The 12,106-nt window shown below is 75.3% G+C and carries 9 protein-coding genes; 1 reads left to right on the forward strand and 8 read right to left on the reverse strand.

Features of this window, described 5'->3' with window-relative positions; genetic code table 11:
* Positions 1-767: LysR family transcriptional regulator (locus tag HLB09_RS07250; RefSeq protein ID WP_171202724.1), on the reverse strand; the 767-nt coding region annotated here is incomplete at its 3' end.
* A gap of 143 nt (positions 768-910) precedes the next feature.
* On the opposite strand from HLB09_RS07250, the gene sdhA reads away from it, so the two are divergent.
* Positions 911-2,677, forward strand: coding sequence for a succinate dehydrogenase flavoprotein subunit (sdhA, locus tag HLB09_RS07255; protein WP_171202725.1), 1,767 nt, complete (start codon positions 911-913; stop codon positions 2,675-2,677).
* 143 nt (positions 2,678-2,820) lie between these two features.
* Here the strand turns inward: sdhA and HLB09_RS07260 are convergent, their stop codons facing one another.
* The 7 genes from HLB09_RS07260 to hglS all read right to left on the reverse strand — a co-directional run bounded on the left by HLB09_RS07260 (position 2,821) and on the right by hglS (position 12,044).
* Positions 2,821-4,002, reverse strand: a complete 1,182-nt coding sequence (locus HLB09_RS07260) for a zinc-dependent alcohol dehydrogenase (protein ID WP_171202726.1) — start codon at positions 4,000-4,002, stop codon at positions 2,821-2,823.
* Between the two features lie 94 nt (positions 4,003-4,096).
* A complete protein-coding gene (locus tag HLB09_RS07265) occupies positions 4,097-4,645 on the reverse strand; it encodes an ASCH domain-containing protein (RefSeq protein WP_171202727.1) in 549 nt (182 codons plus the stop codon).
* A 185-nt stretch (positions 4,646-4,830) separates the two neighbouring features.
* The gene (ilvC, locus tag HLB09_RS07270) at positions 4,831-5,856 is read right to left on the reverse strand and encodes a ketol-acid reductoisomerase (protein WP_344552854.1); all 1,026 of its coding nucleotides are present in this window, start codon (positions 5,854-5,856) and stop codon (positions 4,831-4,833) included.
* A 100-nt stretch (positions 5,857-5,956) separates the two neighbouring features.
* Entirely contained in the window at positions 5,957-6,523 is a 567-nt protein-coding gene (gene ilvN, locus HLB09_RS07275; protein ID WP_171202728.1) for an acetolactate synthase small subunit, read from the reverse strand.
* Positions 6,520-8,475 (reverse strand): acetolactate synthase large subunit, encoded by a 1,956-nt coding sequence (locus tag HLB09_RS07280; RefSeq protein ID WP_171202729.1) that lies wholly within the window; start codon positions 8,473-8,475, stop codon positions 6,520-6,522. The genes ilvN and HLB09_RS07280 overlap by 4 nt, the downstream gene beginning before the upstream one ends.
* 401 nt (positions 8,476-8,876) lie before the next feature.
* Positions 8,877-10,439, reverse strand: coding sequence for an L-piperidine-6-carboxylate dehydrogenase (gene amaB / locus HLB09_RS07285; protein ID WP_171202731.1), 1,563 nt, complete (start codon positions 10,437-10,439; stop codon positions 8,877-8,879).
* 180 nt (positions 10,440-10,619) lie between these two features.
* Entirely contained in the window at positions 10,620-12,044 is a 1,425-nt protein-coding gene (gene hglS, locus HLB09_RS07290) for a 2-oxoadipate dioxygenase/decarboxylase (RefSeq protein ID WP_171202732.1), read from the reverse strand.
* Positions 12,045-12,106 lie beyond the last annotated feature (62 nt).

The raw sequence follows: 12,106 nt of genomic DNA on the forward strand, positions 1-12,106 counted from the left end.
CGCAGCGCGCCGCCGGCGCCGTCGACGACCGTCCGCGGCAGCACCGCGGCGCCCACGCCGGCGCGCACGAGCGCGACGACGACGTCGAGCTCCCCGCCGTCGGCGACGACGCGCGGCTCGAACCCCGCCGCCGCGCAGGCGGCGAGCGTCGTCGCCCGCAGGTCGTAGCCCTGGCCGGGCAGCACGAGCTCGACGTCGGCGAGGTCGCCCGCAGCGGCGCTGGGTCCCGCGACCGGCGCGGGGCCGTCCGCAGCGCTCGCGAGCACGAGGGCGTCGCGCAGCAGGGGCGTCGTCGCCAGGGCCCCGCCGTGGGCGGCCACGGGCAGGACGACGACCGCGAGGTCGAGCGCCCCCACGGCGAGCTGCTCGACGAGGTCGCGCGAGCCCGCCTCCGCGAGGTGCAGCACGACGCCCGGGTGGGCGTCGTGGAACCGCCGCAGGACCGGGGGCAGCAGGGCGGTGCCGGCGCTCGGCGTCGCCCCCACGCGCAGCACGCCGGTCTCGAGGCCGCGCACGCGCCGCATCTCCGCGCTCGCGGCGGCCGCGTCGGCGAGGATCCGCCGCGCGTAGGGCAGGAGCCGCTCGCCCGCCTCGGTCGGGCGGACGTCGCCGCGCCGCCGGTGCAGCAGCGGCCCGCCGACCTCGCGCTCCAGCGAGCGCACCTGCGCGGACAGGGACGGCTGCGCCAGGTGCAGGCGCTGGGCGGCGCGCGTGAAGTGCGCCTCGTCGACGACGGCGACGAAGCAGGCGAGCTGCTGCAGCTGCACGGGCCGACGGTAGCGCCACCGGCGGCGTCGATAGGCAGAGCCTTTCGTCCGGGCGTCGTCGATCGCCCGGGCACCACCTACCCTGGCGAGGACGACGTCCCGGGCCCGGGGCGCGACGAGGTCCCGACCGAGAGGTGGCCCCCATGGTCCAGACGCACATCTTCGACGTGGTGATCGTCGGTGCCGGCGGCGCCGGCATGCGCGCCGCCATCGAGGCCGGCCAGCGCTCGCGCACCGCCGTGCTCACCAAGCTCTACCCGACCCGCTCCCACACCGGCGCCGCCCAGGGCGGCATGTGCGCCGCCCTCGCGAACGTCGAGGAGGACAACTGGGAGTGGCACACCTTCGACACGGTCAAGGGCGGCGACTACCTCGTCGACCAGGACGCCGCCGAGGTGATGTGCCGCGAGGCCATCGACGCGGTCCTCGACCTCGAGAAGATGGGCCTGCCCTTCAACCGCACGCCCGAGGGCACCATCGACCAGCGGCGCTTCGGCGGCCACACCCGCAACCACGGCGAGTCCGCCGTGCGCCGCTCGTGCTTCGCGGCCGACCGCACCGGTCACATGATCCTGCAGACGCTGTACCAGCAGTGCGTCAAGCACGAGGTCGAGTTCTACAACGAGTTCTACGTGCTCGACATGGTCATGGGCACGAACCCGCTCGGCGAGAAGGCCGTCGCCGGCGTCGTCGCCTACGAGCTCGCGACCGGCGAGATCCACGTCTTCCGCGCCAAGGCCGTCGTCCTCGCGACCGGCGGCGTCGGCAAGGTCTACAAGACGACGTCCAACGCGCACACGCTCACGGGCGACGGCATGGGCATCGCCTACCGGGCCGGCCTGCCGCTGGAGGACATGGAGTTCTTCCAGTTCCACCCGACGGGCCTCGCGGGCCTCGGCATCCTCCTGTCGGAGGCGGCGCGCGGTGAGGGCGGCATCCTGCGCAACAAGGACGGCGAGCGCTTCATGGAGCGCTACGCCCCCACGATCAAGGACCTCGCGCCGCGCGACATCGTCGCCCGCTCGATGGCCAACGAGGTGCGCGAGGGCCGCGGCGCCGGCCCCGACGGCGACTACGTCCTCCTCGACCTCACGCACCTCGAGCCGGCGCACATCGACGCCAAGCTGCCCGACATCACCGAGTTCGCCCGCACCTACCTCGGCGTCGAGCCCTACACCGAGCCGGTGCCGGTGTACCCGACGGCGCACTACGCCATGGGCGGCGTGCCGACCAACGTCGACGCCGAGGTGCTGTCCGACAACGACACCGTCGTCCGCGGCCTCTACGCCGCCGGCGAGGTCGCCTGCGTGTCGGTCCACGGCTCCAACCGCCTGGGCACGAACTCGCTGCTCGACATCAACGTCTTCGGCAAGCGCGCCGGCCTCGCGGCGGCGCACTTCGCGAACGACGAGACGACGACGCTCGTCGAGATGCCCGAGGGCGCCGAGTCCGGCGTCGTCGCGACGCTCGAGGGCATCCGCGGCCGCGCGACCGGCGAGCGCGTGGCGCCCCTGCGCCAGGCCATGCAGGAGACCATGGACGCCAACGCCCAGGTCTTCCGCACCGAGGCGAGCCTCAAGCAGTGCCTCACCGACCTCGCCGGCCTGCGCGAGCGCTACGAGCGGGTCGTGGTGCAGGACAAGGGCAAGCGGTTCAACACCGACCTGCTCGAGGCCGTCGAGCTCGGCTTCCTGCTCGAGCTGTCCGAGGTCATCGTCGTCGGCGCCCTGGCCCGCCAGGAGTCCCGCGGCGGCCACTTCCGCGAGGACTACACCGCGCGCGACGACGTGAACTTCATGCGCCACACCATGGCCTACAAGGCCGTGGACGACGAGGGCCGCGAGGCCGTGCGCCTCGACTACAAGCCGGTCGTGCAGACGCGCTACCAGCCGATGGAGCGCAAGTACTGAGCGGCGCCCCGCGCTGACGACGACGCCCGCCCCGGCAGCAGCCGGGGCGGGCGTCGTCGTCGGGACCCGTCGGTCAGGGCTCCTCGCTCAGGGGTCCCTGCACAGGGCTCCTCGCTCAGGGCTCCTCGCTCAGGGCTCCTCGCTCAGGGCTTCAGCTGCACCTTGACGCAGCCGTCCTCCTTCTCGGCGAACATCCGGTACGCCTCCGGCGCGCTCTCGAGCGGGAGCCGGTGCGTGGCGAAGTCGTCCACGCCCAGCGGGTCCTCGTCGGTGAGCAGCGGCATGATCTCGGGGACCCACCGCTTGACGTTGCACTGCCCCATCCGCAGCTGGACCTGCTTGTCGAAGAGGGTGACCATCGGCAGCGGGTCGGCCGCCCCGCTGTAGACGCCGGACACGGAGATGGTGCCGCCGCGGCGGACGACGTCGACGGCGGTGTGCAGCGCCTTGAGGCGGTCCACGCCCGCCGCCTTCTGCAGGGGCGCGGCGAGGGCGTCGGGCAGGAGCCCGGCGACCTTCTGCACCGCCGTGGTCGCGGGCGACCCGTGGGCCTCGAGGCCCACGGCGTCGAGCACCGAGTCCGGCCCGCGCCCGTCCGTCATGTCGCGCAGGACGTCGCCGAGGTCGTCCTCGTGGTCGGTGAGGTCCACGACCTCCACCCCCCGCGCGCGGGCCCGGGCCAGGCGCTCCGGGACGGTGTCCACGCCGATCACGCGGTAGCCCCGGTGCAGGCCGATCCGGGCGGCGAAGTCGCCGATGGGGCCCAGCCCGAGGACGACGAGCGTCCCGCCGTCGGGGACGTCGGCGTAGGCGACGCCCTGCCAGGCGGTGGGGAGGATGTCGGAGAGGTAGGCGAAGCGGTCGTCGGGGGGTCCGTCGGGCAGCTTGACGTGCGTGGACTGGGCCTGCGGCACCCGGAGGTACTCCGCCTGGCCGCCCGGCACCTCGCCGTACAGCTGCGAGAAGCCGAACAGCGCGGCTCCCGTGCCCTGGTCGCGGACCTGCGTCGTCTCGCACTGCGTGTAGAGCTGCCGGTCGCACATCCAGCAGTGCCCGCAGCTGATCTGGAAGGGGATCGACACGCGGTCGCCCACCCGCAGGTCCCCCGTCTGCGAGCCGACGGCCTCGACGACGCCCATGGTCTCGTGGCCGAGCACGTCGCCGACGCCCATGAAGGCGCCGAGCGGTTCGTAGAGGTGCAGGTCCGACCCGCAGACGTTCGTCGTCGTCACCCGGACCACCGCGTCGGTGGGCTCCTGGATCGTCGGGTCCGGCACCTCCTCCACCCGCACGTCGCGGGTGCCGTGCCAGGTCACTGCCCTCATGCGTCTGCTCCGGCCATCCCTCGAGGCTGGTCGTCGCGCCGGGTCCCTGCAAGGCGGGGCACGGCGCCGGCGCCCGCGCACGGGCGGGGCCGGCTCAGGCGTCGACGGGCTCGGGCGCCCGCTCCCGCACCGGGCGGCGCTTCGGGTGCAGCAGCTGCAGCCGCTCGCAGACGACGAGGAGCCCGTCGTCGAAGCCCCGGCCGACCTCGGCGAGCGTGGCGGAGAAGAAGCGCTCGTGGACGGCGCGCCAGTGCGCCAGCGACCGGTCGCCCTCCCCCTCGGCGTGGGCGTGCTCGGCGGTGACGTCGCGGAAGGGCACCACGTCGACGGAGGTCGTCCGCACGAGAGCCCGGGGGTGGCCGGCGCCGTCGAGGACGATCGAGAGCTCGCCCGGGCGGGGAAGCTCCTCCCCCTCGGCCTCGTACTCCCAGCGCGCGCTCGCCGTCGCCGTCTTGGTGCCCTCGAGGACGAGCGCCAGCAGCTCGTCGGCCTGCTGCGGGTCGGCGCCGAAGGCCCACGCCGGCGGCGGGACGGCCGTCGCGGCGCTCGTGCCGGTGACGACCGACAGCCGCCCCAGGCCGGCGCGGCTGCGCGCCGTCTCCCAGAAGCGGACGATCTCGTCGGCGGGGCGGTCGGCGTCCATGGGCCCATCCTCCCCGGTCGGGACCACGGGCCGGCGCACCGCTCACCGGACGTCGCCGCGGCTCGACCTCGGCGCCGCGCCCACCGCACGAGACCGACGGACGGCGGGGCACCGGAGGCCGGTGTCCCGCCGTTCGTCGGTCTCGCACGACCAGGGCCCGCGCGCGGCCGGTGGTGCGGTCGGCGTCAGCGCGCCGCGGTGCCCTCGGTGTAGTCGTCGTCGCTCTTGACCCAGCTCATGAGGCCGCGCAGCTGGCGTCCGGTCTCCTCGATGGGGTGCTGCTCGCCCTGCTCGCGCAGGCGCGTGAACTCCGGCTTGCCGGCGTCCTGGTCGGCGATGAAGCGCTTCGCGAAGGTGCCGTCCTGGATGTCGGAGAGCACCGCCTTCATGTTCTCCTTCACGCGGGCGTCGATGACGCGCGGCCCGGAGACGTAGTCGCCGTACTCGGCCGTGTCGGAGACGCTCCAGCGCTGCTTGGCGATGCCGCCCTCGTACATGAGGTCGACGATGAGCTTGAGCTCGTGGAGGCACTCGAAGTAGGCGACCTCGGGCTGGTAGCCCGCCTCGACGAGGGTCTCGAAGCCCGCCTGGACGAGCGCCGAGGCGCCGCCGCACAGGACGGCCTGCTCGCCGAAGAGGTCGGTCTCGGTCTCCTCGGTGAAGGTCGTCTTGATCCCGCCCGCGCGCAGGCCGCCGATGGCCTTGGCGTAGGAGAGGGCCAGCGGCCACGCCTCGCCGCTCGCGTCCTGCTCGACGGCCACGATGACGGGCACGCCGCGCCCGTCGACGTACTCACGGCGCACGAGGTGCCCGGGGCCCTTGGGGGCGACCATGACGACGTCGACGCTCGCGGGCGGCTGGATGTAGCCGAAGCGGATGTTGAAGCCGTGCGCGAAGAGCAGCACGTCGCCGTCGGCGAGGTTCGGGGCGATCGCCTCGGCGTACAGGCCGCGCTGGGTCTGGTCGGGCGTGAGGACGACGACGAAGTCGGCCTCCGCCGCCGCCTCGGCCGGCGTGACGACGCGCAGGCCCTCGGCCTCCGCCTTGGCGCGGCTGCGGCTGCCCTCGGCGAGGCCGACGCGGACGTCGACGCCGGAGTCGCGCAGGCTCAGGGCGTGCGCGTGGCCCTGGCTGCCGTAGCCGATGACGGCCACGGTGCGGCCCTGGATCAGGGACAGGTCGGCGTCGGCGTCGTAGAACATGTCGGCCACGGGGTGGGCTCCTCGGTCGTCGGCGGTGCTGGTCGGCGGTGCGGTGGTGCGGTCTGGTGCCGGGGCGTCGGCCCCGGCCGATGGGTCCTCGGGCTCGGGCTCAGGCGGAGCGCAGCGGCCGGTCGGCCGCCCGGTCGGTCATCGCCCGCGAGCCGCGGGCGAGGGCGACCTGCCCGGACTGCACGAGCTCGCGGACGCCGAAGGGCTCGAGCATGCGCAGCAGCGCGGCGATCTTGTCGGGCTCGCCCGTCGTCTCGATCGTCAGGGCCTCCGGCGCCACGTCGACGACGTGCGCGCGGAAGAGCTGGACGACGTCGAGCACCTGGGCGCGGGTCGTCGCGTCGGCGCGGACCTTGACGAGCAGCAGCTCGCGCTGGACGGCCGCCCCCGCGTCGAGCTCGACGATCTTCAGCACGTTGACGAGCTTGTTGAGCTGCTTGACGACCTGCTCGAGCGGGAGGCTCTCGACGTCGACGACGACCGTCATGCGGGAGACCCCGACCTGCTCGGTGGGGCCGACGGCGAGGCTCACGATGTTGAAGCCGCGCCGCGAGAACAGGCCCGCGACGCGGGCGAGCACGCCCGGCACGTCCTGGACGAGGACCGACAGGGTGTGCCGGGTCGTCGGCGTCCGCCCGACCTGCTGGGCCGGCTGCAGGAGCGTCATCGCTGCCCCTCCCCCTCGTGGGCCACGCCCGCCCCGGTGGGCGTCGGCGCGGCGTCGTCCTCGGTGCTGGTCTCCTCGTCGCGGTCCCACTCGGGCGAGACGCCGCGCGCGTACTGGATCTCGTCGTTGCTCACGCCCGCGGCGACCATCGGCCAGACCATCGCGTCGCGGTGGACGACGAAGTCCACGACCACGGGGCGGTCGGTGACGGCCATGGCCGCCTCGATCGTCGCGTCGAGGTCCTCGGGACGCTCGCAGCGCAGGCCCACGCAGCCGTAGGCCTCGGCGAGCTTGACGAAGTCGGGGATCCGCTGGCCCATCGCCACCGCCGAGCCGGTGTGGAGGTCGGTGTTGGAGTAGCGACCCTCGTAGAAGAGGGTCTGCCACTGCCGGACCATGCCGAGGCTCGAGTTGTTGATGACGGCGACCTTGATGGGGATGCCGTTGAGCGCGCACGTGGCGAGCTCCTGGTTGGTCATCTGGAAGCAGCCGTCGCCGTCCACGGCCCAGACGACGCGGTCGGGGTCGCCGACCTTGGCGCCCATGGCCGCCGGCACGGCGAAGCCCATGGTCCCGAGGCCGCCGGAGTTGATCCAGCTGCCCGGGCGCTCGTAGCCGATGAACTGCGCGGCCCACATCTGGTGCTGGCCCACGCCCGAGACGTAGATCGCCTCGGGGCCGGCGATCTCGCCGAGCCGCGTGATGACCTGCTGCGGGGCCAGCGAGCCGTCCTCGGCCTCGGCGTACCCCAGCGGGTAGGTGCGGCGCAGCTGGTCGAGCTGGCGCCACCACGTCGTGAGGTCGGCCCGGTGCCCGTCGGCGTGCTCGGCGCGCAGCGCGGGCACGAGCTCGGCGAGCACCTCCCGCGCGTCGCCGACGATGGGCACGTCGACGACGCGGTTCTTGCCGATCTCGGCCGGGTCCACGTCGGCGTGGATGACGGCGGCGTCCGGGGCGAAGCTCGAGAGCTTGCCCGTCACCCGGTCGTCGAAGCGGGCGCCGAGCGCGACGAGCAGGTCGGCCTTCTGCAGGGCCGTCACCGCGGCGACGGTGCCGTGCATGCCGGGCATCCCGAGGTGGCTGGGGTGGCTGTCGGGCAGCGCGCCGCGGGCCATGAGCGTCGTCACCACGGGGGCGCCGGACAGCTCGACGAGCTCGGCCAGCTCGTCCGCGGCGTGGGCCTTGAGCACGCCGCCGCCGACGTAGAGCACGGGGCGCTCCGCGGCGGCGAGCAGCCTGGCGGCCTCGCGGACCTGCCGGCGGTGCGGCGTCGTCGTCGGCCGGTACCCGGGCAGGTCGAGCGACGCCGGCCACAGGAAGGTCGTGCGCGCCTGCAGCGCGTCCTTGGAGACGTCGACGAGCACCGGGCCCGGCCGGCCCGTCGAGGCGATGTGGAAGGCCTCGGCGATGGTGCGCGGGATGTCGTCGGGGTCGGTGACGAGGAAGTTGTGCTTCGTCACCGGCATCGTCATGCCGACGATGTCGGCCTCCTGGAAGGCGTCCGTGCCGATGGCGGCGGAGGAGACCTGACCGGTGATGGCGACCATCGGCACCGAGTCCATGTGCGCGTCGGCGATGGCGGTGACGAGGTTCGTCGCACCGGGGCCCGAGGTCGCCATGCAGACGCCGACGCGGCCCGTGGCCTGCGCGTAGCCCTGCGCCGCGTGGCCCGCGCCCTGCTCGTGGCGGACGAGGACGTGGCGGACGCTCGCGCTGTCGAGCAGCGGGTCGTAGGCGGGGAGGATCGCGCCGCCGGGGATGCCGAAGACGACCTCGACCTGCGCGGCCTCGAGCGAGCGGACGAGGCTCTGGGCGCCCGTCATCGGCTCGCCGCGCTCGACCGCGGCGCCGGGCCGGTCGGCCGCGGCCTGGCCGACGGTGGCCTGGGCGTGCGCGGGCGGGGTGGGCCGGGGGCCCGGACGCGGGGCGGTGCGCTGGTCGGCGCTGGCCATGGTGTCCTCCGTGCGAGGGGTTCCGACGGCGCCCCGGAGGGGCCGCTGGGCCTGGCGGGCCCGGGTGGTGCGCTGCTGCGTCTCGGTCGAGCTGGCGGTGCGGTCGTGCGGTCGTGCGGTCGTGCGGTCGAGCCCCTCAGGCGGTCGCACCTGCGGACCGTGCGCCGGGGTCCAGTGTGACGACCCCGGACATGACGAGACCCCTCGGCCCGCGCGGAGCGGGCGGTCGAGGGGTCGCGTGCGGAGCCGTCAGGGCGCTGGGCTCACGCACGCCCGGGAACTACGAGGACGCCCTGCTGGCTCGACATGCCGCCAACACTGCTCCTGCCGCCGGGCGGCGTCAACCGCCGAGACGCCCGTCCCGACATGCGGGACGGGCGTCTCGCGGACGCGGCGGCGGCTCAGCCGAAGTCGACGCCCTGGGCCAGCGGCAGCTCCCGGCTGTGGTTCACCGTGTTGGTGGCCCGGCGCATGTACGCGCGCCAGGAGTCCGAGCCCGACTCGCGGCCGCCCCCGGTCTCCTTCTCGCCGCCGAAGGCCCCGCCGATCTCGGCGCCCGAGGTGCCGATGTTGACGTTGACGATGCCGCAGTCGGAGCCGTCGGCCGCCATCCACCGCTCGGCCTCGCGGGCGTCGAGCGTGAAGATGGCGCTCGAGAGGCCCTGCGGGACGTCGTTGTGGACGGCGATCGCCTCGTCGAGGTCGTCGTAGGTCATGACGTAGAGGACGGGTGCGAAGGTCTCGGTGCGGACGACGTCCGTCTGCGCCGGCATGCGCACGACCGCCGGGCGCACGTAGCGCGCGGCCGGCGCCTCGTCGACGAGGACGCGCTCCCCGCCGACGAGGACCTCGCCGCCGTCGGCGCGGGCCCGCGCGAGCGCGGCCTCCATGGCCTCGTGCGCGCGGGGCGCGACGAGCGGGCCGACGAGCGCGCCCTCGGCGGAGGGGTCGCCGACGGGCAGGCGCCCGTAGACCTCCACGAGCCGGGCGAGCAGCTCGTCGGCCACCGAGGAGTGGACGAGCAGCCGGCGCAGGGTGGTGCACCGCTGGCCGGCCGTGCCGGCCGCGGCGAAGACGATGCCGCGCACCGCCAGGTCGAGGTCGGCCGACGGGGCGACGACGGCGCAGTTGTTGCCGCCCAGCTCGAGCAGGGTGCGGCCGAAGCGCGCGGCCACGCGGGCGCCGACGTCGCGGCCCATGGGCACCGAGCCGGTGGCGGAGACGAGGGGGACGCGCGGGTCGTCGACGAGCTGCTTCCCGACGTCGGCGCCGCCGAGGACGAGGGGCACGAGGCCCTCGGGCGCCCCGCACTCGCGCGCGGCGCGCTCGGCGAGCGCCGTGCAGGCCAGCGCCGTCAGCGGGGTGAGCTCCGACGGCTTCCACACCACCGGGTCGCCGCACACGAGGGCGAGCGCGCTGTTCCACGACCAGACGGCGACGGGGAAGTTGAAGGCGCTGACGACGGCGACGGGGCCGAGGGGGTGCCAGGTCTCCATGAGGCGGTGGCCGGGGCGCTCCGAGGGCATCGTGCGCCCGGTCAGCTGGCGGGAGAGGCCGACGGCGAGGTCGCAGACGTCGACCATCTCCTGCACCTCGCCGCGGGCCTCCGAGGGCGTCTTGCCGACCTCGGTGGTGACGAGCGCAGCCAGGTCGTCGAGGTGCTCGACGAGCAGCTGGCCGAGCCGCTTGACGAGGAAGCCGCGCACGGGGGCCGGCGTCGTGCGCCACACGGCGAAGGCGCCCTCGGCGAGGCCCACGGCCGCGGCGACGCCGTCGGCGCTCGTCGCGGGCAGGGGGAAGAGGTCCTCCCCCGTCACGGGCGTGCGGGCGGTGACGACCGGCGCGCCCGCGGACGCGGCGGCCTCGCCCTCGGTGCGCAGCGCGTCGACGTCGACACCGCACGCGCGCAGCGCGGCCAGGGCCCGCTCGCGGATCTCGTCGGTGCCGGCGACGAGACCGAGCACTCCTGCCGGGCGCTGGCCGCCGGGTCCGGCGAGCGCCCCCTCGAGCGGCTCCCCCTCGGGGGTGCGGTCGGCGGGCGGGGGCGTGCTGCTGGTCACGGGACGGAGCTCCTTCGGGGTGGGACGGAGTGGTGGGGAGGCCGGGGGCGGACGTCGGGAGCCTCCCAGGTCGGCGCCTGCGGCTCAGGCGGTGGCGACCGGCGCGTCGAGCACCTGGCCCAGGGGCCGGGCGGCGGGCTGCTCGAGCGGGGGCAGCCCCAGGGCGCGGGCCGCCTCGGCGGCGCTCGTCGTGCTGGCGGCGGCGTAGAGGTCCGCCGGGTCGAGCACCTCGCGACCGAGGGCGTCGGCGAGCCAGCCCGCGTCGCGGGAGCTGCCACCGGCGTCTGCGCGCCGCTCCCCCGTGCCGTCGAGGTTGGAGGCGAAGATGCCGGCGGCGGAGGCGGGCAGGAAGTCCTCGTAGACGACCGGCTCGGCGCGCACCCACCCGTCGGCGAGCAGGCGCGCGAGGTCGGCCGGCGGCGTCGCGCCGTCGCGGGGGCGGTCGGCGACCGGCACCCAGCGCACCTGCGTGAGCCCCGCAGCCGCCTGGGCGTCGGCCTCGTCCGGGAAGAGCCTGCGCCACAGGGCGTCGCGGTCCGCCGCCGAGCCCTCCGCAGCCATCCACGCGTCGTAGCGGGCGCGCCCCGCGGGCGTGACGGCGCACCCGCGGGCCTCCACCTCGCCGAAGCGGACGCGCAGGGCCCCCGCCCGCACCGAGCCGTCGGGGTCGCGCATCGCCCGCGGCTCGGACAGGGCGCGGAAGCTCGTCTGCCGCAGCAGGACCGGCGCACCGCCGCCCGGCGGACCCTGGATCGCGTCGATCATCGCCACGCCGCGCTCGGTCATCCGGGCGTAGAGGGCGTCGATGTCGAGCACCCGCGGCGTCAGGTGGTTGACGTGCGTCGACCCGACGCCGCCGATGTCCGCCGCCACGCCGGACACCCGCTCCAGCTCGGCGTACCAGGCGGCGTCCACCGGCTCGGGCGAGAGGGCGAAGGCCGCTGTCGCGGCGACGACGAAGGCGTCGGCGTCGTCCGGGGCGAGGCCGCCGTCGGCCTCGGCGCGGGCCGCGAGGTCGAGCAGCGCCGGGCTGAAGAGCTCGCGCTCGGCCAGCCGCGCCTCGAGGCGGGCCTGGAGGTCGGCGTCGAAGAACCGGCGGTCGTCCGTGGCCAGCACCGAGGTGAAGACCCGGAACGGGTTGGCCGCCAGCTCCGCGTCGTCCACGGGGCGGAAGGCCGTCGAGACGACGGGGACGGGCTGCCCGGCCTCGCGCAGGTCGTAGAAGCCGACCGGGCGCATGCCGAGCGCGGCGAAGACCTGCCCCACCTGCGCGAGCTCGCGGGCGGTGCCCACGCGGATCGCGCCGTGGCGCTCCGCCGTCACCCGCTCGATGCTCCCGAGCTCCTGCGCCGCCTGCGGGTCCGCGGCGAGGACGGCGGCGTTGACCTCCCCGGCGACCTCCACGAGCGTGCCGTAGGCCGGCACCTCGGTGGCGTAGAGCGCCGAGAGGGCGGCGGCGAAGCGGGCCCGCAGCGCCGTCGTGCCGACGAGCCCGCCGTCCGCGCTCAGGAGCCCTCCCCCGCCACCGGGGCGGGGCCGCCCGGCGTGGACCGGCTCTACGACGAGCTCGC

Origin of the sequence: Pseudokineococcus marinus, assembly GCF_013004605.1 — a bacterium.
GTDB lineage: Bacteria > Actinomycetota > Actinomycetes > Actinomycetales > Quadrisphaeraceae > Pseudokineococcus > Pseudokineococcus marinus.

What these genes read in the sequence shown, in the direction of transcription:
- sdhA (WP_171202725.1), top strand. Translation starts at nt 911, where the DNA reads ATGGTCCAGACGCACATCTTCGACGTGGTGATCGTCGGTGCCGGCGGC.
- HLB09_RS07260 (WP_171202726.1), bottom strand. Translation starts at nt 4,002, where the DNA reads ATGAGGGCAGTGACCTGGCACGGCACCCGCGACGTGCGGGTGGAGGAG.
- HLB09_RS07265 (WP_171202727.1), bottom strand. Translation starts at nt 4,645, where the DNA reads ATGGACGCCGACCGCCCCGCCGACGAGATCGTCCGCTTCTGGGAGACG.
- ilvN (WP_171202728.1), bottom strand. Translation starts at nt 6,523, where the DNA reads ATGACGCTCCTGCAGCCGGCCCAGCAGGTCGGGCGGACGCCGACGACC.
- HLB09_RS07280 (WP_171202729.1), bottom strand. Translation starts at nt 8,475, where the DNA reads ATGGCCAGCGCCGACCAGCGCACCGCCCCGCGTCCGGGCCCCCGGCCC.